At 50.3% G+C, this 23,484-nt stretch carries 18 protein-coding genes; 10 read left to right on the top strand and 8 right to left on the bottom strand.

Going from position 1 to position 23,484, the window contains the following annotated elements; genetic code table 11:
- Together E7Z62_03980 and thiE are read right to left on the bottom strand one after the other, a co-directional pair.
- Window positions 1–2,445 carry a winged helix-turn-helix transcriptional regulator gene (locus E7Z62_03980; protein MBE6522271.1) on the bottom strand — a complete coding sequence of 815 codons (2,445 nt, stop codon included), beginning with the start codon at window positions 2,443–2,445 and terminating at the stop codon, window positions 1–3.
- A 62-nt stretch (window positions 2,446–2,507) separates the two neighbouring features.
- Window positions 2,508–3,131 (bottom strand): thiamine phosphate synthase, encoded by a 624-nt coding sequence (gene thiE, locus E7Z62_03985; GenBank protein ID MBE6522272.1) that lies wholly within the window; start codon window positions 3,129–3,131, stop codon window positions 2,508–2,510.
- Between the two features lie 83 nt (window positions 3,132–3,214).
- On the opposite strand from thiE, the gene E7Z62_03990 reads away from it, so the two are divergent.
- Together E7Z62_03990 and E7Z62_03995 are read left to right on the top strand one after the other, a co-directional pair.
- Window positions 3,215–4,129, top strand: a complete 915-nt coding sequence (locus E7Z62_03990) for an FKBP-type peptidyl-prolyl cis-trans isomerase (protein ID MBE6522273.1) — start codon at window positions 3,215–3,217, stop codon at window positions 4,127–4,129.
- A gap of 255 nt (window positions 4,130–4,384) precedes the next feature.
- Window positions 4,385–5,695, top strand: a complete 1,311-nt coding sequence (locus E7Z62_03995; protein MBE6522274.1) for a winged helix-turn-helix transcriptional regulator — start codon at window positions 4,385–4,387, stop codon at window positions 5,693–5,695.
- Between the two features lie 8 nt (window positions 5,696–5,703).
- Here the strand turns inward: E7Z62_03995 and thiD are convergent, their stop codons facing one another.
- Window positions 5,704–6,990: a bifunctional hydroxymethylpyrimidine kinase/phosphomethylpyrimidine kinase gene (gene thiD / locus E7Z62_04000; protein MBE6522275.1), complete on the bottom strand. Its 1,287-nt coding sequence runs from the start codon at window positions 6,988–6,990 to the stop codon at window positions 5,704–5,706.
- A gap of 52 nt (window positions 6,991–7,042) precedes the next feature.
- Here thiD and E7Z62_04005 point away from each other — a divergent pair, with 52 nt between their 5' ends.
- On the top strand, window positions 7,043–7,408 hold the full coding sequence (locus E7Z62_04005) for a hypothetical protein (protein MBE6522276.1): 366 nt from the start codon (window positions 7,043–7,045) through the stop codon (window positions 7,406–7,408).
- On the opposite strand, the gene argH is transcribed toward E7Z62_04005, so the two are convergent.
- On the bottom strand, window positions 7,409–8,812 hold the full coding sequence (gene argH / locus E7Z62_04010; GenBank protein ID MBE6522277.1) for an argininosuccinate lyase: 1,404 nt from the start codon (window positions 8,810–8,812) through the stop codon (window positions 7,409–7,411).
- A 43-nt stretch (window positions 8,813–8,855) separates the two neighbouring features.
- Window positions 8,856–10,187, bottom strand: coding sequence for an argininosuccinate synthase (locus E7Z62_04015; GenBank protein ID MBE6522278.1), 1,332 nt, complete (start codon window positions 10,185–10,187; stop codon window positions 8,856–8,858).
- A gap of 253 nt (window positions 10,188–10,440) precedes the next feature.
- On the opposite strand from E7Z62_04015, the gene E7Z62_04020 reads away from it, so the two are divergent.
- Genes E7Z62_04020 through E7Z62_04035 form a run of 4 tightly spaced genes read left to right on the top strand, consistent with a single transcriptional unit; the run spans window position 10,441 to window position 14,696 of the window.
- Window positions 10,441–11,460: an N-acetyl-gamma-glutamyl-phosphate reductase gene (locus E7Z62_04020; protein MBE6522279.1), complete on the top strand. Its 1,020-nt coding sequence runs from the start codon at window positions 10,441–10,443 to the stop codon at window positions 11,458–11,460.
- A 2-nt stretch (window positions 11,461–11,462) separates the two neighbouring features.
- Window positions 11,463–12,689, top strand: coding sequence for a bifunctional ornithine acetyltransferase/N-acetylglutamate synthase (gene argJ / locus E7Z62_04025; protein MBE6522280.1), 1,227 nt, complete (start codon window positions 11,463–11,465; stop codon window positions 12,687–12,689).
- A gap of 4 nt (window positions 12,690–12,693) precedes the next feature.
- The gene (gene argB / locus E7Z62_04030; GenBank protein ID MBE6522281.1) at window positions 12,694–13,512 is read left to right on the top strand and encodes an acetylglutamate kinase; all 819 of its coding nucleotides are present in this window, start codon (window positions 12,694–12,696) and stop codon (window positions 13,510–13,512) included.
- 5 nt (window positions 13,513–13,517) lie between these two features.
- On the top strand, window positions 13,518–14,696 hold the full coding sequence (locus E7Z62_04035; protein MBE6522282.1) for an acetylornithine transaminase: 1,179 nt from the start codon (window positions 13,518–13,520) through the stop codon (window positions 14,694–14,696).
- A gap of 39 nt (window positions 14,697–14,735) precedes the next feature.
- Here the strand turns inward: E7Z62_04035 and E7Z62_04040 are convergent, their stop codons facing one another.
- The 3 genes from E7Z62_04040 to E7Z62_04050 all read right to left on the bottom strand — a co-directional run bounded on the left by E7Z62_04040 (window position 14,736) and on the right by E7Z62_04050 (window position 20,372).
- Window positions 14,736–15,689 carry a calcium/sodium antiporter gene (locus tag E7Z62_04040; protein ID MBE6522283.1) on the bottom strand — a complete coding sequence of 318 codons (954 nt, stop codon included), beginning with the start codon at window positions 15,687–15,689 and terminating at the stop codon, window positions 14,736–14,738.
- Between the two features lie 108 nt (window positions 15,690–15,797).
- Window positions 15,798–18,092, bottom strand: coding sequence for a hypothetical protein (locus E7Z62_04045; protein MBE6522284.1), 2,295 nt, complete (start codon window positions 18,090–18,092; stop codon window positions 15,798–15,800).
- A 9-nt stretch (window positions 18,093–18,101) separates the two neighbouring features.
- Window positions 18,102–20,372 carry a hypothetical protein gene (locus tag E7Z62_04050; GenBank protein MBE6522285.1) on the bottom strand — a complete coding sequence of 757 codons (2,271 nt, stop codon included), beginning with the start codon at window positions 20,370–20,372 and terminating at the stop codon, window positions 18,102–18,104.
- Window positions 20,373–20,487: 115 nt separating this feature from the next.
- Here E7Z62_04050 and E7Z62_04055 point away from each other — a divergent pair, with 115 nt between their 5' ends.
- From E7Z62_04055 to E7Z62_04065, 3 genes are read left to right on the top strand one after another with little or no spacing between them, the layout of a single operon-like run.
- Complete coding sequence (locus tag E7Z62_04055; protein MBE6522286.1) at window positions 20,488–21,570, top strand: iron ABC transporter permease; 1,083 nt, start codon at window positions 20,488–20,490, stop codon at window positions 21,568–21,570.
- Window positions 21,570–22,619 carry an iron ABC transporter permease gene (locus E7Z62_04060; protein MBE6522287.1) on the top strand — a complete coding sequence of 350 codons (1,050 nt, stop codon included), beginning with the start codon at window positions 21,570–21,572 and terminating at the stop codon, window positions 22,617–22,619. Before E7Z62_04055 ends, E7Z62_04060 begins: the two co-directional genes overlap by 1 nt.
- A 9-nt stretch (window positions 22,620–22,628) precedes the next feature.
- A complete protein-coding gene (locus E7Z62_04065) occupies window positions 22,629–23,453 on the top strand; it encodes an ABC transporter ATP-binding protein (GenBank protein MBE6522288.1) in 825 nt (274 codons plus the stop codon).
- Window positions 23,454–23,484 lie beyond the last annotated feature (31 nt).

Genomic DNA, 23,484 nt, shown 5'->3' on the forward strand with positions numbered 1-23,484 from the left:
TTAGTGGAATCCCTTTTCCTTACTGTCAACGTGTATGTCCTCTCCGGGGATGACATCGATGATGAATCCGCCGTCCTGATCCTGCTCGACGAGTTTGCCGTTGACGTATACCTCGGCATTCCTGTCGTCCGCTGGTTTCAGGGTTATGGTAGGGACGTCCCCGTCAATGACGAACTCGTCAGCTACCTTTTCGCCGCTGAAGTAGTATTCCCTTCCGTCGTCGATGTAGACTGTGTTCGTTCCGACAGGGGTCTCGATGACGTCGAGCATCCCGTAGGTGATGTTGCTGCGGGTGACGCTGGGGAGGTAGGCACCGCCATCCTCCGAAACGATCCTGAAGCCAGCCTCGGTTATGACGAACACAATCTGGTTGTGGGGTGTCACATAGAGGCCGGAGGACATCTCTTCGTACTCCGATGCTCCTTTGAAGGTCACAGGCGTGTTGCTGTCGATCTTCTTGTCGGAGCAGTAGATCGAGAAGTCGTACCTGCTGTCGTTCTTCAGGTAGGAGATGTCGATCAGAGGCTCGATGGTGAGGTTCGAGTTCATCGTAAGGCTGTACGATCCGTCGCCTTCAGGTTTGATCAGATACGCAACACCGCTGTTCACGTATCCGATGTTCTGAGGTTCGTCGAGCACCATTGTGATGGCGGTACCAGATTCAAACACATAGGGCGAAGCGAGTTCGACCCCGTCCGCATCATAGACCGTCGCATCGATGCTGTCGTCTATGGTAAGACTGAATGTTCCCGCGTCGTTCTCGTGACTCATGCCGAAACCGAAGATAACGACTCCGAGCAGAAGGGCCATGAACACACCTGCAGTGATGTACCTGACCGCCCTAACGGGCTGTTCGGATTTCTTCTTGCTGCGGTTTAGCAGGGCCGTCTTGACCGACGATGTACGTTTCTTGGGTGCGGCGGCCGCCGTGAGGTCGTCGACCATGACTCCCTTCACGGGCGTCATGCTGAGAGCGGGGTAGATCTCCTTGAAAGAGATGTTCTCTCCCTCGGGCTTCTCATCGGTACTCCTGACGAATATTCCGCTGCTAGCCATCTCCAGTCCCTGGTGGGCCATTCCCTTGATGAACGTCATCGCCTGCGACATCTCCGACTCGGGGTCGGTGCTTGTGATGCCGATGGTCAGCGGGTAGATTGAAACTATGCTGAGCGACAGTCCGATCGCCTTTGCGATGTCGGACATGTTTCCGAAGTAGGTGTCGAAGTTGCCCTGGACACTGACGTCACCTGTGGCCCTCATGTATTTGGCACCGAGGACGACCATTAGGTATTCGGAATCGAATCCCAGCTTCTTGAGGTAGGCCAGTGTGTAAAGGAGCTGACCTTCCATGAATGAACCTTCCTTGTCCTTGACGATGTCGAGCACGTTACGAAGCTCCTCGTTGTCCGTCGAGATAGGGCGCGACTTCTTGAGAAGTATTGAACATGCGAGGCCGTAGTATGCCGATCCGGATTCTGAGTAGAATACCGAGATGACACCTTCCTCGACCATCCTGAGAAGGTTCGATGTAATGGTGGATCTGGGTGCGTCCACCTTGTTGACTATATCTGTGATGCACAGGGGCCTCTCGTAGATCGAATCGACTATTTCGATCTGGACGTCGCTTGTCATGAGACCTGCTGCGCCGTCCACGTCCACCATCATGAAGCGCTCTGTATCCTTGTGTTGCATCGTGGTGTTGATGTAGGGCTCCTCAGATTTCTCGCAACGGTCCATGACGACTTTTACCATTGTATCGGAGCCGTTGAAGTTCTCGATACTGGTGATCTTGTGGCATCTGCCTGTTGCGTTCTCGATGAGCCTTATCACGAACTGCATCAACGTGGGCGTCCTGTCGATGATGCCTTCATCGCCGGTCATGACGAGAGTGAGCGGCGAGGATGCGAATAGGGTGAAGTTGTAACCGGTTAGTTTCGCGAAGATGTCCCTAGCGTTCATGATCGCGTCTTCGAACCCGACCTTCTCTACCTCGACGGCATCAGCTAAGGCATTTGCGTACTTCATCCTCAAAGGATCGATGTTGACACCAATCTCGGATGTGTAGCAGTCCAGCATGTTGGCCAGAGATGATAGTCCCTTGTAGTTCTTCAAGGGATCCACGAAGGTCTTGTCGGAGATGCTCTTGAGCCTATCATTAGTCTCCGATGAACTGGCCAGCACCTTTGCACTGGTGGAGTAGTAGACCGTCTTCTTGTCGGAGTCCGGTTTCGTCCTGTCGATTATACCCGATTCTGACATCTTGTCTATGACGAAGTGCAGGGATGAGGAACTCAATCCCAGCTCTGCGGTAAGGTCACTGGGCCTCTTCATTCCGCCTACCAGACTCTGGTAGACTGAGATCTGAAGGGGGTCAGTTAACGGAACCACACCCTTGTCGGTGAGCAGGATGCAGAAGTTGCGCAAATACTCGTCTTGTGCGCCCATACATCACTGTATTTGTTTGTATTATTTTAAAGACCACTGTTTTTGGTCAGTAAAATCACAAATCAAAGACGAGCCTTTAATATGAGGTCTCTGAGGTCGTGTGCGGCTTTTTTCACGTCATCCTGTGCCACAACGGCAGAAACAACTGCTGCGCAGTCTGCTCCCGCCCTTATGACTGACTGTATGTTTCCCTGGTTGATCCCGCCTATCGCGACGATAGGGATGTCTACAGCCTGCCTTATCGTGAATATGGCGTCGAGTCCCAATGATTGTGTGGCATCGGGCTTGGTCGAAGTGGCGAAAATCGATCCCACACCTACGTAGGACGCCCCTCCCGCCTCTGCTTTCTTGGCCTCTTCTACCGTTGTGACCGATATGCCTATGATCTTGTCCGACCCCATCAGATCGACCGCTTCCTCAAGAGGCATATCCGACTGTCCCAGATGAACCCCGTCTGCGTTCGATTCTATTGCAACTTCGATGTTGTCGTTCACTATGAAGAATTTGTTCATTTCATCGGCGATTTTCTTGATCTGCAGAGCATCTCTGAGCATATCCTCCTTAGAAGCATTCTTCATCCTCAGCTGTACGACGTCCGCTCCTCCCTCATAGGCCAGTCTGGCGATTTCCATGTTGGAGCGTCCTTTCGACAGCGATTCATCAGTGACGACATACAGGTCGAACATGAATCTGCCATGTCCGGTCGGATAGATAACACGTTCTGTGCCTTCTTTCTTCTTTGTAAATAATAAAGGCATAGGACTTTTATATGGGGTTTCAAATCGGTTGCTCGGTTAAAATGACTGGCGAAAATACTGCCAAAAAGGATAGAGACCCGATTTTTACAATCTGTCTCGCGATATTCCTGGTTGCAGCTGTCATCGCTCTCGGTTCGTTCGTTGTGAAGGAATACTTCCCCAGCGGAGACGAGACGGCATCAACTGGAGACACAGTGACTGTAGACTACATTGGAACGTATTATGACGCATACGGAGAGAAAAACGCTGTAGTGTTCGACACAAACATCTCCAGCATCGGCAACGATGACGATATTCAAAAGTCAAACGATTGGACTGAGAAGACTACCTATAGCGGTCTGAAGTTCAAGATCGGAGACAAGACAATGCTCGAAGGGTTCGAGAACGCTGTTATCGGACACAAGGTCGGAGAGACCGTTAAAGTGTACCTTACAGCATCCGAAGGATATGTCGGACCTTCAACAGAGGGAAAGATGAGTACAGTCGGAAACATGATCGAATCCACTCAGTTCGTCTCCAAGAAGGGCTTCTCGGAGATGTATCCCGACATCACACTCGAAGAGGGAAAGGCAATATCTTTCGAGTCCAAGTATAAGTTCCCTGCACAGGCCATCCTTACCAATTCAGGAAGGGATGTTCTGGTCACATACTTCCCTGTTGTTGGAGAGACCTATGAGGCCTACAAACAGGGAGAGACCACCGTTGAATTCAAGGCAACCAGTGTAGGCGACATCATCGTGTTCGATATTATCATCAAGAACACCGTGACCGTCGATGACGAAGGCCACATCCAGATGATCAAACTCGAGCTTGAGGATAACATATACATAACCGCTGTCAACGGTACCGAGATCACATATAAGACTGGATCCGAGAAGATCAACCAGCCTTTGTATTTCGAGATCAAGATTACCAACATCGAATGACCAGTCATTTTCCCCGGGCTCAGCCCGGGGTTCTTTTCACTGAATAAACATCTTACCGGTTGCTTTTTGTTGATTGTTTTTCATTAATGTTGAGAGATTCAACATAATAACTAGTTCGTAACTAGTTCGGAATTTTGTTATCAAAATGGCATTTTTATTGAGTTTCAATCCATTAATGTTGATGATTTCAACATAATAACTAGTTCGTAACTAGTTCGAAATAGGTTTAATAGTATTGGAGATATACTCCAACTAATGGATGATGTAGAATCCCTCAGTGTCACCGTTGAAAGCGAATCGGTAGAATTCGTTCCGGATATAGCTCATCTTGATGAAGCGTCCAAATCATTGGCCGCTATGCTGAACAAAGGGCATGAGGGGACCGTTTATTTCGGTGTCGATGACAACGGAAAGATAATCGGTCTCGAGGTGGACAGCGGAACGATAGAGGGGATCAGGGGTTTCTTCACAGGTATCATCGCACCCTTTCCTGTATTGGACATAGATCTTCGTGTGAATAAGAGCGGGAACCGTTACATCGTTCTATCAGCAAAGGGTAATGTCGTGCCGTATTCTTGTGATGGACGCTATTACATCAGAAGAGGAAATGAAAACGTACTGGCAGGGGCAGATGCAATCGCCCGTCTGGCGCTATCAAGGGGTCTGGACCCTCTTAAGGATACGCCGTCGGCGTTCCAGGAACTGACCTTCAACTATCTGCTGGGGATGTTAATCTCATACCGTATATATCCTCATCAAGGCGGATTGTTCGACAGTTACAACATGCTTGATATGGACGGAAGGTTCAATCTTTTGGGATATCTACTGTCGGATCAGAACGTCCTTCCGATGCAGATAATAGAGTTCAGGGGCAAGGACAAGGGATTCATCTACAAGAAGCTGGATTACGGGGGGCAGAGCATAATCGGTTCCTTCACAAGAATATTGGATGCCATGAACGGATACATGTGCAACGGAACTGATGAAGATGGTAACAATGTGGCCCTTTTCGATTTCGCAGCATTCCAGGAGGCTTGGGTAAACGCATGTATCCATAATGCTTGGTGGAATATGATTCCTCCTTCGGTGTTTGTCTTCGATGACAGGATAGAGGTCACCTCCTTCGGCAACATCCCTTATGCGCTGTCCTTGGAGGATTTCTACACAGGTGATTCATTCCCGGTCAACCAGTCCCTTTTCGAAGTATTCGCGGAACTTCATTTCATCGGAGACGGGGGTCACGGGGTTCCGCTGATCGTCAACAGTTGCGGCAGAGATGCATTCCGTTTCACCGGCAGCAATGTCATCGTTACGATCCCGTTCCGTTTCAAACCGCCTTTCGTTGAATACAGGGAGGCAAGGGACAGGAGCAGAAGCGATCTGGACCATCTGAAGCAGGGTATCCTCAATTATCTGGAGAGGAACCCTCGTGCAAAGTTGAGCGAGGTCTCTGAAGCATCCGGTATCTCGCTATCTTCGGTGAAGAAGATCGTTACCTCATTGAAGGCAGACGGACTGCTGGACAACACCGGTACGAACAGGAACAGTCAATGGGTAATCCGTTGATTTAGATATCAGAGGATGCTGTCCAGTTTGTTCATCATCAGCTCAGGGTTCCTGGCGATGAGCCTAATGATCCTGTCCTTCTTTGAACCTTTATCCACAATGGCGTCAGGGATCTTCCCAGCTATGTCGATGGCCTTCTTGGTGGCCTCAGCGACCTTGTCCTTGGGCATCTCTATGGTGACAGCGGTCATCCCGACCTCCTCCATGACATCGAGGATGTCCTGACGATATGCTAGGCTCATGATGCATCTGGACTTAGGTTCGTGCTTCATGATCTCCATGAGTACGTAGGACAGATGCTCAGCGGCACCGAATTTGGCAGGTCCTCCCTTCTTCAGGATACCGTTGTGGACAAACAGCCTCTTGTCGATCGCAGCGATCTCCTCCGGTCCTGCAGCATCCTTGAGAGCGTATGCGATGTTCATTCCCGTTTTGGGAACGAATTCGTTGGGGACCAGGTCGACGATCCTGTTGGCAGCGCCGTCCAGGGCATCCAGGATCTTGAATTTGTCCGAGTCGCCTTTGAGCTTGACCATCGGGTTGACGACCACATCTCCCTTTCCTATAGGGTATTGGGTAGCTATGGACTCCTGAATCAGTTCCCTTGACTTCATCACCGCGTTCACGATGTCAAGTCCCTTGGCCATGTTGGCAGTGATGAACGCAGACAGACAGCATCCGCTTCCATGTCCTGATTTGGCCAGGCGGGGGTATTCGAGCTTGTTGAATTCTGACGATAGGTAGAGGTAATCTGTCACCTTGGGGCCGTTGAGGTGGCCTCCTTTGAACAGAACTGAGGATCCCTGTTTGCCGATGAGTTCGCAGGCCAACGTGATGTCGTCCTCATTCTTGATCTTCATACCGGCGAGGATCTCTGCCTCGAACCTGTTGGGGGTAACCAATTCACAGATTGGAAGGAGTTTCTTCTTCAATGCTCTGACGAAGTCATCGTCACAGAGGGAGCATCCGGTTCCGGATACCATGACCGGATCCACAATGAGCGGGACGTCATGGTCCTCGAGGATGTCCGATACGGTCTCTACTATCTCTGCGCTGTACAGCATACCGGTTTTGACTGCCTTTATATCGCAGTCTTTCAGCACCGATTCGAGCTGGGCCTGTATGAAATCTACAGGCATTGGGAAGATGCCGTCGACGCCCTGTGTGTTCTGGGCGGTGACAGCTGTGATCACGGAAGTGGCGTGTACTCCGACGACCGCCATGGCCTTGATATCCACTTGGATACCTGCACCGCCGATGGAGTCCGAGCCAGCCACTGTAAGAGCTGTTCTCATTATCTGACTGTAAGAAAAGGAATTAAATAAAGTGTTACAAGTTCCCTTGTCAATGAAGGTCAGCAGCGTTCATTTCATTCTCAAAGGCAAATCCGACTACAAGGACCTGGCGCCAGTGTTCCCCGACATACTCAAAATGTTCCTGGAATCCATAGACCAGATGCCCGAAGAGGAGGAACTTCTCCAGATGCTGATCGAGCTTAACACCGCTGATCTCGAGATGAACAGGAAACCCGAGGGATACAACAGGAAGGGAAAGGTCAGACTCGTCTTCCCCATGGATTCCAAGGAGTTCTACCTCAAGACCTACAGCAAAGCTTCTGAGCTCAAACCTATCGCGGACAAGATCAGCGAGATGCTGACCGCTGCGAAGATCAAATTCGAAGTGAAAGAGAACGACCGCGTGGATTTCGACTGATCATCCGATCAGTTCTTTCCAGCAGTTCTCGATGAGCTGTTTCTCCTGACGCAGTACCTCTTCGCGCTGCATCAGTTGCTCTATGGCCTTGGACATCTCCATGTCCACCGATGATGAGGATGTTCCTCCGTAGGATATCCTCCTCTCCACGCAGCTCTTTACAGGGATGAACTTGTAGACATCGTCCTCGATCTTATCGGAGAATGTCCTGAGCTTATCGAGGGGCATGTCCTCGAGGTTGACTCCCGATTCGATGCTCTCCCTGACTGCTGCGCCTACTATAGCGTGAGCCTCGCGGAAGGGGATACCTTTTGTGACGAGATAATCGGCAAGATCGGTCGCGTTGATCTGTCCCTTGCTGGTGACCTCCATGAGCCTATCGCCCTTGAAGGTGGTCGTCGCCATCACCTTTGCCATGATCTCAAGGCAGGAGATCACGGTGTCCATGGAGTCCATCACGGCCGCCTTGTCCTCCTGGAGGTCGCGGTTGTATGTGAGGGGAAGTCCCTTCGTGAGAACGAGCATGGATACCAACGAACCCACCACTCCTCCGGTCTTCCCTCTGACGAGCTCCGCTATGTCGGGATTCTTCTTCTGGGGCATGATCGAGGATCCTGTGGTGAACTTGTCGTCCATCTCTATGAATCCGAATTCCTGGGAAGACCAGTAGACCAGTTCCTCGCAAAGCGATGACAGGTGGAGCTGAGTCTGGGCTGCGCAGAAAGCGAGCTCGTTGACGAAGTCTCTGTCGCTGACGGAATCCATGGAGTTCTCTGTGGGCTCCTTGAATCCGAGGGCGCTCGCCGTCATGAAACGGTCTATGGGGTATGTGGTGCCTGCGAGAGCGGCCGATCCCAGAGGGCATTTGTTCATCCTGTCGAACGCGTCCAGGAACCTGTCCGCATCCCTTGAGAACTTGAACACATACGCGAGCATGTGCTGAGCGAGTGTGACTGGCTGGGCGTGCTGCATATGTGTGAAACCGGGCATGATCGTGTCGAAGTTGGTCTCCGCGATCTTGAGCAGGCTGGTGATCAGACCTTCTATGTCTGTAACCACTTCCAGTGCCTTATCCCTCAGGTACATCCTGAAGTCCACGGCCACCTGGTCGTTCCTGCTCCTTCCCGTATGAAGTTTGCCGCCTGCGGGGCCGATCCTTTCGGTCAGCGAGAACTCGATGTTGGTGTGGATGTCCTCGAGCTTGTAGTCCAGCTCGAACTCCCCAGCCTCGATTTCCTTGAGGATGGCCCTGAGGCCTTGAATGATACTGTCGACGTCCTCTGCCGGAAGGATGTGACATGCCTTCAGCATGTTCACATGGGCGAGGGACCCCATGACATCGTAGAATGCCATCCTGGAGTCTACATCCAGAGAGGATGTGAACTCCAGTGTGGAGTCATCCATCTTGTCTTTGAATCTTCCGGACCAGAGGGCTTGTTTCAAGTGATCACTTCTTCTTGGTTGCTGTCTTCTTCGCTGTCTTGGCAGGAGTCTTCTTCTTGTCAGCCTTCATGTGGGCCTTAGCCGCGGTCTTTCCGGGAAGTCCCCAGCAGTAGATGAATCCGACAGCGGATTTGTGGTCGAATTCGTCTCCCTTGGCGTAGGTGCTGAGGCCGACATCGTACAGCGAGTAGGGCGATCTTCTACCGACGACCGTCGCGGTTCCCTTGTAGAGCTTGACTCTTACGACACCTGTTACGTATTTCTGGCTTGAATCGATGAAGGCCTGGAGGTTCTCGCGGAGACCCTCGTACCAGAGACCGTCGTAGATCAGCTGGCTGAACTTCTGCTCGATGATGCGCTTGAATTCGATTGTGTCCTTGGGCAGTGTGAGTGCCTCGAGTCCTCTGTGGGCTGCGATGAGTGTGATCGCTGCAGGGCATTCGTAGGTCTCACGGCTCTTGATTCCGACGAGACGGTCCTCTACGTGATCGATTCTTCCGACACCGTACTTTCCTGCGAGCTCGTTGAGGGTCTCGATGAGCTTCACTCCGTCCATGCGGACTCCGTCAAGACATACTGGAATACCCTTCTCGAATCCGATCTCTATGTACTTGGGTGCTGCGGGTGCCTTCGCGGGGTCGACAGTGTATGCCCATGCTCCTGCGGGAGGCTCCTCCCAGGGATCCTCGAGTACTCCACACTCGCAGGAGTTGCCCCAGAGGTTCTCGTCACGGCTGTAAGGGCTGGACTTTTTCACGATGATCTCGATTCCGTTCTTCTTGGCGTAATCGATCTCTTCCTCTCTGGTGGTGATCCACTCTCTCATGGGTGCGATGATCTTCAGGTCGGGATTCTGTGAGATGAGTCCGACATCGAATCTTACCTGGTCGTTTCCCTTTGCGGTGCATCCGTGGGCGATGTACTTTGCGCCTTCCTTCTTGGCGACATCGGCAAGGACCTTTGTGATGAGGGGTCTTGCGACTGCGGTGCTGAGGGGGTAAACGTTCTGATACATGGCGTTCGCCTTGAGAGCGGGCCAGATGTAGTCCTCGACGAATTCTTTTCTGACGTCGATGAAATCTGCTTTGATGGCTCCGTTCCTGATTGCACGTGCAACGATGTCATCCTTGCTGGGTGGCTGTCCGACGTTGACCGCGATCGCGATGACGTCGACGTTGTAGTTCTCTTGGAGCCAGTGAATGTCGACAGATGTGTCGAGACCTCCTGAGTAGGCGAGAACGACTTTGTCTCTCTGCGCCTTCTTTGCAGGGGTCGCTTTAACGGCCTTCTTGGCTGTGCTAGCTTTTTTTGTTGTGGTTTTCTTCGCTACTGCCATGCTAACCGTCCGAACGATACCCATCCCATCATAAATATATGGCGAATAAATAGAACAGAAAAGGGTCGTAGTTGTCTCCTTCTCGTACAACTTACATGCCGACACAGAGCGTATCATCCCTATGTCGTTGGATAGTCTGTCTAGGTCTGGTATCAACCTAATGTCTTACATGTAACATTTTTGTCTGAAATTTAACATCACCCTTAATATAGATGAAAACATGGGCCTTAATGATATGATTCGAGGGAAATCTATGGTTAAAGTCGGAATAATAGGTGGAACCGGGTACACGGGAGGAGAGCTCTCCCGTCTGCTGTGCACGCATCCCGATGTCGAGATAGCTGCGCTCACGTCCCGTCAGAACGCCGGTAAGAAGGTCGAAGATGTGCACACGTTCCTCAAAGGATACGTTGGCGATCTGATGTTCACCGAGAGGATATCCGACACAAAGGACCTGGATTTCGTGTTCGTCGCCACACCTCACGGAGTCGCAATGAAGGAGGTGCCTTCTCTGTTGGAGCAAGGCATCAAGTGCATAGATCTTTCAGGAGACTACCGTCTGCATGACGTATCCGTGTACGAGAAATGGTACGGACACCAGCACACGGATGTGGAGAACCTCCAGAAGGCAGTATACGGGCTTCCTGAGTTCTTCCGCGATGAGATCAAGGGAGCAGATCTGGTGGCTAATCCAGGCTGCTATGCGACATCTATCATCCTGGCATGCGGGCCGCTCCTCAAGGCAGGAGTCGTGTCTGAGGACATCATCGTTGATGCAAAGTCCGGTACGTCAGGTGCGGGAATGGTCCCCTCGGAGAGAACGCATCACTCCACATGTGGCGAGACGATAATCCCATATAGCGTCGGGAAGCACCGTCACACGCCTGAGATCGAGATGGCAGTGGACAAATTTGCGGGATCCCATACGAAGGTCACGTTCGTACCGCAGCTTCTCCCTATCGTGCGCGGCATCCTGTCATCATGCTACTTCAGCATCAACAAGGAACTCTCGCAGGAAGATGTGGATTCGATTTACAGTAAGCAGTACGGCAACGAGGCGTTCGTACATTACGTCCCCGAGCCGTCCATACGCGCAGTGGTGGCATCCAACCACGCTCAGGTGTCGTCTAAGGTCCTGGGGGACAAGGTGGTCTCCTTCGGTGTCCTGGACAATCTGGTAAAAGGGGCATCGGGACAGGCCGTTCAGTGCATGAACTTGATGCTGAACTTGGATGAGAAGAAAGGATTGAATATACCCGGATTGGGGGTTTGAATATGGTAGAAGTAATAGATGGAGGAGTCACGACCCCGCAGGGGTTCAAGGCGGCAGGAGTTCACAGCGGAGTGAAATACCGTTCATTGGACCTTGCGCTGCTGTACTCCGAGACGCCCGCGACGGCATGTGTCGGATACACCAGCAACAACGTGAAGGCCGCACCCGTGCAGGTGATGATGAAAGAGAACTCCGACAAGCTCCAGGCTGTCGTGGTGAACAGCGGTAACGCGAACGCACTCACCGGACGCCGCGGAATAGAGGATGCTCTGGAGATGAAGAAGGTCACCGCTAACGAGCTCGGACTGGATCCGCTCACTGTCGGTGTGATGTCCACGGGACTCATCGGACGTTTCATGGATATGCACAAGGTACGCTACGGAATCTCCCGTGCAGCAAAGGAGCTCTTCGATGGACGTCAGGCAGATGCCAATCTGGCAGAGGCCATAATGACGACTGATACTATCAAGAAGGAATGTGCCGTGCGCGTGAGACTCACCGACGGTACACTGGTCTACATAGGGGCCATCTGTAAGGGGAGCGGAATGATCGCACCCCACATGAAGGTCCTCCACGGGACGACGCTGTCCTTGATAACCACAGATGCGAACCTGTCCCCTGCGTTCCGTGCCAAGTGGCAGGAGATCTTAGACGGATCTCTGAACATGGTCTCGGTCGACGGAGATCAGTCCACCAACGATACCAGCATCCTTCTGGCCAATGGAATGGCCGGAGGCAAGTGCGCAGACGATGATCCGGAGTTCTATAACGCTCTGAACTTCGTGATGACGAAGATCGCACGCACCGTCGCCTCTGACGGAGAGGGAGCCACCAAGCTAATAGAGGTCAGCGTCACCGGGGCGAAGACGAAGGAAGACGCCACAAAGCTGGTCAAGACGATCATCAACTCACCTCTGGTGAAATCAGCGATATTCGGGTCCGATCCCAACTACGGTCGTATCATGATGGCCCTGGGGAACAGCGGATGCGAGTTCAAGCTCGAAGATGTCCGCCTGACCATCAAGGGCGGAGACATGGAAGTCCCGATCCTGGATTCAGGAGCACCTGTCTTCCAAGACGAGCGCTCTGTTGAAGTGGTCCGTATGGCGATGGACAACAAGGAGGTCTCTATCCTGGTGGATCTGGGAATCGGAAAGGAGACCGCTACTGGATGGGGATGCGACCTCACGTACGACTACGTCCGCATCAACGCGGAATACGCCACGTGATATCATGGATAACCTGTATGTCCTGAAGTTCGGAGGCAACGCCATCCGCGGAAAGGAGGCGATGATGCGCCTGGCTAAGGAGATATCACAGATGATGTCGCAGGGCGCCAAGGTCATCCTGGTCCACGGCGGAGGCCCTGAGATCTCGGAGGAGATGGAAAGGAGGGGGCTGAAACCGAAGAAGGTAGCAGGGATAAGGGTAACGGACGCTGACGGTCTGGAGGTTGCCGAGAAGGTGCTCTCCAATCTGAACAATGATGTGGTGGGATGCCTGACGGAGGCCGGTGTGAAGGCCATAGGCATGCCCGGATACCATTGCACCCTCTGCGTGAGGAAGGCTCCCGTGAAGGTCGTCGAGGACGGCAAGGAGATCACGGTTGACGTCGGACTCGTGGGTGAAGTGTCCGAATGCGACCCGAATGTCCTGCTGGACCTTCTGGAGAATGAAATAGTCCCCGTGATCTATCCTATTGGTAAGGACAAGGACGGAAAGAAACTGAATGTGAACGCCGACACGATGGTGGCGGGAATCGCCGCAGCGGTTCCATGCAAGGAGATGATCGCGATAACGGATGTCCCCGGGATACTCATGGACGTGAACGACCCCGGTTCCAAGCTGGACAAGGTGACGCTGAAGGACATCGACGATCTGATCGAGAAGGGAGTGATTTCCGGAGGTATGATCCCCAAGGTGGATGCCTGCCGCAAAGCGATACTCGCAGGAGTGAGCGAGGTCCGTATGGTGAACGGAACCGATCCGGAATGCATCGTGGCGGATGTGATGAAGGAGGGTAGCCTCCACGGAACAATCATAGTGAGATGAATCAAATGAATTTCGAAGAAGTAAAGGAACTCAGTACACAGTACCTCTTCCAGAACTACGGCCGTATCGAGCTGTCGTTTACACACGGTGAGGGCTGCTATCTGTATGACACCGAGGGAAAGAAGTATCTGGACTTGGTGGCTGGAATCGCTGTCAACTCCATCGGTTACTCCCACCCCGAGTGGGTGAAGGCCATGCAGGAGCAGGTTGCCAAACTGATTCATGTTTCAAACCTATACTACGTCGAGGAGCAGGCGAGATTGGCGGAGAAGATCGCGACTATAACACCTGGTGATCTGAACCGCACCCTGTTCGTCAACAGCGGAGCAGAGGCCAACGAGGGTGCACTGAAGCTAGCAGTCAGATACACCGGACGTTCCAAGGTCATGGCCGCTCTGAACGGTTTCCACGGAAGAACCTCTGCGGCACTGGGGGCAACAGGACAGACCAAATATCAGGCATCGTTCGAGCCCCTCATCAGCTCCGCATACCAGTACTATGAGTACGGGGACTGCGAGTCCGTCAAGAAGATGATGAACAAGGATGTCGCTGCACTCATCGTCGAACCAATCCAGGGAGAGGGCGGAGTCAGAACAGCGTCGCAGGAGTTCTTCAAGACCGTTCGCGACCTGTGTACCGACAACGGCACTCTGATGATCGTGGATGAGGTCCAGACAGGAATCGGACGTACAGGAAAGTGGTTCGGTATTCAGAATTTCGATGTGACTCCCGATATAATCACAATGGCGAAGGCCTTGGGAGGAGGAGCACCTATCGGGGCAGTCACCTCGACAGAGGAGATCTCCAAGGTCATGACGCCCGGAACACACGGTACGACATTCGGAGGAAATCCCCTCGTCACCGCTTCGGGATGCGCAGTGTTGGACATCATGAAGAACGAGAAACTGGTGGAGAACGCCCGCGATGTCGGCGAGAGATGGATGACCGACCTCATGGCAATCGGATCGGACAAGATCAAGCAGGTCCGCGGATACGGACTCATCATCGGTATCGAGATGGATACCAATGAGACCGCTACAATGGTCCAGAAGGTATGCCGCGCATCCGGCGTGCTGGTGAATGTCTGCCACGGCAACACAGTGCGTCTGATACCTCCTCTCATCATCAACGACGAGCAGAAGGACACTTTCACCAAGATCCTGAAGGAAGCACTGTCCGTTTGAAACTCATTCCGCACGGGAGACCGTGCGGTTCTTTTCAATTCATAGCATCAAATCGGGGACCATAGCGATAACCGCAATGTATGCCGCATAGATAGCTACCAGCACTATTCCTGATTTCCTATCGATCTTGTTCCTGAAACGCACCATAAGGAACATCACGACGCTGAGGAGAATCATCATAGGCAGGTGGAACATCAGCATCGAATCGGATACGGGTACATCCACGAGGACCGATCCGATTCCAAGCACGAACAGGATGTTGAAGATGTTGCTCCCGACGATGTTCGCGACAGCCATATCGGCTTCTCCGCGGTAAGCGGCTAGAACGCTGATGCAGAGTTCCGGAAGGGATGTTCCTATAGCGACGACGATCAGTCCGATGATGAGATCGGGTACGCCGATCAGCACTGCAAGGTCCTTCGCTCCGTCGATGAAGAAGCGGGCCCCGAAATAGAGCACGACAAGACCGAGGATGACCAGACCTACCAGAAGAGGGGTGCTGAGCGTATCAGGAGTGACATCCTCTTCATACGCTTCCTTGCCTTCCTCATCGTTCCCTTTCTTCTTGAAGACGAAGAACAGGAACACGAACAGAAGGGCGATAAGTACGATTCCCTCGATCCAGTTGATGTAGTGGAAGAATCCCAGAATGAAAAGCCCTACGGATGCGACCAGCATTGCGATGATCTCGATCTTCATGCCGCTGTATTTGGCGACCATCGGTCCGGCCAGGGCTGCGATTCCGATTGCCAATCCGATATTGGCGATGTTGCTTCCCACGACGTTTCCGATGATCAGGTCCGGAGTATCCGAACTGACAATCGAAGTTATGGCCTCGGGTGCTGATGAACCGAAGGCGAGTACGGTGAGTCCTATGACGAACGGTGTTATGCCGAGGCGGAGGGCCAGACCTTTGCCTCCGCGCACCAGCCATTCAGAACCGAAGTAGAGCATTATCGCCCCGACTATGAGACTCAACGCTATCCAAATCATTAGAGGTGTGTATCAGTTGGAGTTATTAGTTAATTGGGGAAGAATTGAATATCTAAAGTCATAAGTTATTCTACTTGAATGGAAAGAACAGGGGTTTCCCCCTGAGTTTCACGGTTGTGAGTTCAATATCGCTTTCACGATATTGTTTGCTTCGTCTACGGTATAGTTGGGATCATCGATCCTTAGGCATATGTCGACGTAGCATCCGTCCTTCATTCCTACGTAGTAGATCATCCATGCCATAAACGCACCGTCTCTGTGACGGTCAGACAGATATCCGTATGCTTCGTCAAAGCCTGCAATATCCATGACGTAACATTTCGTATCAGTGCCTTCGTATCCTGCCACCTTCTCTTCAAACGTCGATTTCTGAATTGCGAAGTTAGTGTATGCGTCTTTCTTTGAGCTGAAGTTGATATGACGGTCACCCGATCCGCTGTCTGCCGCCTTAATGCTGGCGAACTCCTCGTCAGCCCCAAGCAGCATTGTGTAAGGTGCGCCCGCATATTTGTCAAGCATAGAGGTGTTGACAGAATTCGCCCAGGCTTTTGCATCCACATCAGAGATGGGAGGATAGGCTGAATAGATCAGTTTCTCGATGTCATCCAGCGTCAAGTTCGGCCTTTTGACAATCTGGAGGTCGACAAGGCACTCATCGATGTATCCGACGTATTTCATGCTTCCAAGTACATATTGGGCATCGGGGTTGGAATTGACATAATAACCGAATCCTTCAGTGAGAGCATTGGAGAATGGAATTTCTTGGCAGATTCCTGTGGTTCTTGCCTCTGTACCGATTTTGGCCTCATATGTGGCTTTCAACTCGTTAAACTTGGCTATAGGATCCTTTTCCAGAGAGTATTTGATGAAGTATGTCTCACCATCAGATACAACTTTAGCCACCTGGGAGTTGTTATCCTCTGACAACTTGTACGGTGTGTAGGAATAATCAATCATCGGATCGGGGTTGGAATTGAGATCATCCTTCATCAGATCCCAGAATCTTTCAGCCAGTCCGATGACATCGATGTCCGACTCTATATCGTCATCTCCGGACCCGCCTTTCGCATCCATGTAGTTCTGGTAGGTACAGATTGTCGTCATGTCCTGAACTACGTTGAAGTCTTGGTCCGGAACAGTGCTGTTCAGATAGTTCAGATACTTGTCCACCATTGTTTGGAAGTAGTTATGTGCTTCACTCATGGAGACGATATCTGGGTAGAACATTGCTGCAACATACATTACCCTACACGGTGTGGGTATTGACAGATTCAGATAGAACATGTTCTCGAATTCGCTGGATTTCTTCAAAATGTCTATTCTGCTGTCTTCCCACAGTTTGATCGGGTCCACGTTGATACAGTCGCATGTACGACAATTCATGATGTAGTCGATCTTATCGTTGTAGATCGTTATTGCCTCCACATCGTTCAATGGATTGGATCCATTTCCAGGTAGATTGGCCACATCGATTCCTCCTGCCTGAAGTCCCATCTTGGTATATTGGGAATCATGCTGGGAGATATATTTCCACATGCACAGTGCGATGAATTTGGTGCGTTCATCATCGCCGAGTTTCTCAAGTTTGTCATTCAAGTCTACTATGGCTTTACGACTGTCGTTGGCATAATTCAGTGCTTTCTTGGAGTAATCTGGGCCTAAGAGGAATCCCAGAAGCATGGTGGCATCAATTGAGTGCACAGGGTCCGTACATCTGATGTAGATGACAGGTATACCTGTGGTTTCGATGTCATCCTTGTAATCAGACAAAGCTGCATCGTTGTAGGCCAGAATTGCACCGATACCCTCTCCTTTCTTATAAAGTTCTGAATCAAGGTCCTTTATCGCTTCCCATTCGACCTGAGTTATCATCCTGGGGGATGTTCCCAGGCATCTGGTGAAACCGTTGTTGTCAGCCTTGTAGAATGTCACTCCGTACGAGTCTCTGTTGGCTATGTATCCGATGACTTTCTCATCACCATCGAACATGAATGTGAGCTGGAGCATATCGGGGTTGATAGTTATGACATTCTCCAGAGGATAGTTGACCTCGACGATGTTCGTTTTTCCGACATCATAGACATATTGGTCTATGAAACGCACCTTTGTTTTTTCACCGTTGATGAGCTTCTTTACAATTTCCGCATCCGTTGCGGTTATGGCTCCATCCCCGTCTGCGTCTGCAAATGGGTGCTCGGATACCTTCGTCCCGATCAGTTGGTTGATGAGATCCACATCTTTCTGGTCTATGGTGTAATCCTCGTTGGCGTTACCATAGACCGGAAGGTTGGTCATTTTAAGATTCTCGTAATTGCTGCTGCCAGATCCCAGGAAAAGGATTGCACCGCCTGCAGCTATCGCTACGATTGCCACTACAGAGATTATGACTATGTTCTTCTGCACTCAATCACCTTAACTCACTGAAGATATTGCTTTAGCAATGGCGTTCACTATTTCGGTGGTGTTGGTATCATCGAATGCGGTGCTGTCGCTTCTCAGGTAGACTGTTGCGAAGCATCCGTCCTGATATCCGACGAATTTGAGCATCCAGAAGCCACCTTGTCTGACGGCTTGAGCATAGAATCCGTATCCATCTTCCAGGTTATTCTTCTCAACAGCCATTGCGATTCCGCCCATGTAGTCTTGACCGATCTTATCGATGTATTCTTGTTTGGCGGCCATATAGCCGATGAGGGCATCGGATCTGTTGTCAAAGGTGATGTAATAGTCTTTTCCATCGTCATTCTTGCTGCATTGGATTTTAGCGAATTCGGCTGTGCTGTCCTCTGTTATCGAGTAAGGCGAGAACTTCATGTTGTTGAGGAGGCTGAGATCGAATTTCTTGGCAATCTCCAAAGCAGACTTTTCGCCGTCAGTTCCCCACAGGGCATCAACTATGTTCTCAAGATCATCATCGGTCAGAAGCGGTTTCTTACCGAGATGGATTTCAATCAGACATTCCTTGATGTATCCGACATAGAACATGGAACCGATACTGTCCTCGTTCTCTGTGTTGACATAATAGCCGATTCCATCAGTAAGTCCGGTCGGCAGATCGATTTCGATGTATGTGCCTCCCATGGAGGACTGTTTACCGATCTTATCCTCATATTCCGCTTTCTTTTTCTGGAATTCCGGTACAGGGTTCTTGTACAGTTTTACATCCAAGTAGTATTTGCCGGATGTGGGCAGGGCCTGTGCATGCTGGTCGTCACCGCTAGTAGTATACGGTACGCCCTGATAATCGGAAAGGTCCATCTCATTGAGGAAGTGTTTTACGACATTCAGAGAATTGATGTCAGAGATGACCTTCTCTCCTGGATCGGGATCCTTGGAATCCTCGTAATCCTTGTAGGTGATGATAGTGAACATATCTTCTTTGATGTCAAAATCTCCATCACTAACTGTTTTGTCCAGATATGACATGTATCTGTCAACGGTATTCTGGAGATAGCTGTCCGCATCTGCTCTTGAGACTATATCTGGATAGAAAATCGCAGCTGCATACATGACTCTGCACGGAACGGGCATGGACATGTTGATCCACACCATGTCTTTGAAGTGGGTGCTCATCTCCAGGAATCTCATATCAGTCAATTCCCATAAGTCGACAGGGTTTACCCACGCGCAATCCTGTGTTGAACAGTTGAGCATGCAATCGATCTTGTCATTGTACTTTGTGATAGCTTCAACATCCTGCAGCTTCTGTGAGGATGTGCCTTCCAATCCGCTCTCTTCGATACCTCCTGCCTGGATACCCATGTTTGTGTACTGTGACTGGTTCTCGGCAACATAGATCTTCATGGTAAGCGAAATGAAGTGTTTTCTTTCGCTATCCGAGAGTTTGGATACTTTCTTCTGGACATTTGCTATAGTTGTACGGCAGTCATCGGAGAATGCCACGGCCTTCTTAGCATAATCGGGGCCCAGCAGGAATCCCAGAAGCTCTGCAGCCTCAATCGAGTAAACAGGGTCTGTGCATCTCAGGTAGATTATCGGTATTCCTGCAGCTTCGATATCATCCTTGTACTCACCGAGGGCGGCATCGCTCATCACAATTATTGCGCCTATCTTGCTCCCTTTTTCTTGCAGTTCGACATCGAGGTTCTTTATCCCTTCCCAGTCGGCAGCTGCAATGAATCTGGCCGTGGATCCGACCTGTTTGCTGACACCGTTGTGGGTCGCTTTATAGAATTCATTGGGGTAGTTGTCGATGTTGGCGACAAAACCTGCGACCTGGTCATCTGCGTCGATGAGCATGGTCATCAAAAGCATGTCTGCATTTTGGGTTACAATATCCCTCAGGGGATAGTCCACCGTTACGTAATGGAAATTGGATTTGATCAGGTCGTACTGGTCTACAAAGGTGACTTCGGTTTTCTCCCCCTTGATCAGTTTCTCCACTATAGAGATATCTTCAGAATCAAGGATTCCATCTCTGTTGGCATCTGCGAAGGGATGTACCGAGATCGGAGTTTTTTCTGTGATCATCGAATTGATCAGTTCTATATCTTGATCGTCAACGACATCGTCGTCGTTGGCATTCCCGAAAACGGGAAGGCTTCCTTTGACGATATCGCCTCCGCCGCCTGAATTATTGCTGTTCAGGACAAAAATGGCTGCGCCAACGATCACTATTACCGCGACTAACGCGATTCCAATTGTTGTGACATTGGATTTCATGCTATCAATTGAGTTTGGTTAGTCTCTAATAATATAAAAGTCGGAAGTATCGTCCATCGGAAGATGTGAAAAAGGTTATTCATAAATATTCAAAAGGCTCTGGATGTGACATCCAATGGTCGAAGATATCAACGAAGCCAGGAAGGAAGAATATCGCTCTTCCATTTCAAGAAAAATCACGTTCTTGGTGGTATGTTTTGCTATACTGTTAGTAACGACTATTGTGTCATGTTCTGTCGGGACAGGTTATGAATTCGGAAAAACAGCGCAAGTAATTTGGGACCATATCACAGGCGTTACGTACCCCGTAAGGAGTCCAGACTGGTGGGCGGATTACTATATCTTCAACAATGTCATGCCCGGTGTAATAATGGCCCTCGTGGCCGGAGCGGGATTGGCCTTGGCCGGTACCGTCATGCAGAGTATGATGGAGAATCCTTTGGCCGATGCATACACGACCGGTATCTCTTCGGGAGCTTGTTTGGGTGCAGTCGTTGCAATCATTATGGGCTATTCATACTCCACCATAGTTGCTGGTGCAGGAATAGTGATAAACGCTTTCATAGGGTCGCTGATTCCCGCCGTTATAATCATTCTGATGATCAGATATGTGGGCAATTCTCCCTCAACGATTATTTTGATAGGAACGGCGTTGACGTTCTTCTTCAATTCGATGGTCACTTTGATTATGATGACGTCGAGTGCAGAGAGTCTTCAGGATGCATACATATGGCAAGTGGGCAGCGTTACTAACGCTTCCTGGTCAGATATGCCTTTGATGATTGTGATGTGTATAGCCTCGGCAGTACTCGTACAGATATCATCGAACAAGCTTAACATAATGGCATTGGGTGAGAAGAGCGCAAAGAGTCTGGGACTGGACGTTGTTCAGTTCAGGATGCTTTGCATTATTCTGACATCTGTTTTGATCGCATCTATCATCTCGTTCACAGGAGTCATAGGTTTCATCGGTCTTGTCGCTCCTCATATCACACGTTTCCTGGTGGGAGGGGATAACAGATTCGTCGTTCCAGGATCGATAATAATGGGTTCGACGATTCTCGTGGTAGCCGATCTGATATCGCGCATGCTGATGACATTCGGCAACATCCCTCTGGGAGTCGTAATGTCTTTCATCGGAGCTCCCGTATTTCTGTACCTTATCATCAGGCGCAGATCTGAAAGGGAGGTATTCTGATGGGAAAGGAGGACTACAAGCGTGCAGTCCAAAAGAAATGGCTTTTCATTATCCTGTGCGCGGTGGCTACGTTGGTGGCCTTGGTGTTCTCACTCTCAATAGGTCTTTACGACATCAGTTTCGCAGATTGCTATAGGGTGCTGATAGAGCATTTAACGGGGAACATCACCAATCCCTATGAGGACGATATCGTCATCAATACCAGGCTCCCGATTTCGGTATTTGCGGTCATTGTAGGCGCTGTGCTTGCCTTGGGCGGAGCTGTGATGCAGTCTATGCTCAGGAATCCTCTTGCCGACCCTTATACGATGGGAGTATCGTCCGGAGCTTTGCTGGGCGCATCTCTTGCCATCATCCTTGGAGAATCAATTATGCCGTTCTTCAGCGATAAATGGGTGACCATTGTTATGGCATTCCTATTCTCGCTGATACCGGTCACAGTCATTTTGATGGTTTCGACAAAACGTAAGGTTACTGCGACCAAAGTGATACTTATCGGAATAGCGATGATGTACATCTTTTCAGCCATCGTCCAGCTCATAATGATTACCTCTTCAGAAGAGACTCTGGCCGAGATCTATTCCTGGAGGGTAGGTACCCTAACTCTGACGGAATGGGATACAATCCCCATCCCTCTCGCAATCAGTCTCGTTTGCGGGATCATAATCATGTATCATTACAGACGCATCAACGTCATGATGGCTGGAGCAAATTCGGCACACTCTATGGGTGTGGATCCTAACAGGACTCTGCTGGTCGAGACAACACTGGTTTCGCTGATGACAGCAGCAGTCGTCAGTTTCACAGGTACGATCGGATTCGTAGGACTTGTGGGACCTCACATCGCTAGGCTTTTCGTGGGATCCGAATCAAAACATCTTCTTCCCGCTTCCGCAGTTTTCGGAGGATTGTTCCTTCTGTTGGCCAATTGCATCGCCAGGGTTTCAGGAGAATACGGTCTGCCCGTGGGAGTGGTCAGTGCGGTCATAGGTTGTCCGCTTTTCATATTCATACTGGTCAAGATGCGCAGGAAGAGCGCGTGGAATTGAGGTGTTAGAATGAGGTTAATTATCGACGGAATTGAATTCGGATACTCCAGTGTCCCTGTCCTCAAGGATATCACATTGGATGCTAACGGGCCCCAGCTATTATCCATAATCGGGCCCAACGGAGTCGGTAAATCTACTTTGATACACTGCATCAACAGGATTCTTTCTCCAAACAAAGGAACCGTTATGATTGACGGGGACAATGTAAATGATGTTTCATTGAAGGACCTGGCTAAAAAAGTAGGTTATGTTCCTTATTCCGCTAATGATACTTTCCCATTGTCTGTCGTCGATACGGTCTTAATGGGTCGTCACCCTCACGCTACGTACAAGTCTCTTGATAAGGATCTAGACATAGTTTATGATACGCTCAGACTTCTGGATATTGAAGATCTGGCCATGAGGAATTTCAATGAACTGTCGGCAGGACAGCATCAGAAGGTCATGCTTGCCAGAGGTCTTGTTCAGGAGCCTGAGATCCTGCTTCTGGACGAACCCACTTCCAATCTCGATATAAAGCATCAGATGGAGGTAACTCGTATACTGAGAGGTCTTTCTCAGGAGAAGGACATCCTAGTGATCATGATAAGTCACGACCTGAACATAGCTGCGAAGTATTCAGACACGATGATCATGCTCCACGGCGGTTCGATTTATGCCATCGGAACCCCCAGCCAGGTTATCACCAAGGAGAACATCAAAGCGGTCTACGATGTCGATTCAGAAGTGATCGAGAGCCACGGCAGGCCTCATTTGATCATGCTCGATGATGATTTCGATAATACGGAGCATAGTTTGCCCTCGGACACTTATGCCGTCAATGAGATGAGGTAATCGGATTCTATATCCACCTATATTTAACGTA

The organism is Thermoplasmata archaeon (assembly GCA_015063285.1).
Taxonomy (GTDB): Archaea; Thermoplasmatota; Thermoplasmata; order Methanomassiliicoccales; family Methanomethylophilaceae; genus Methanoprimaticola.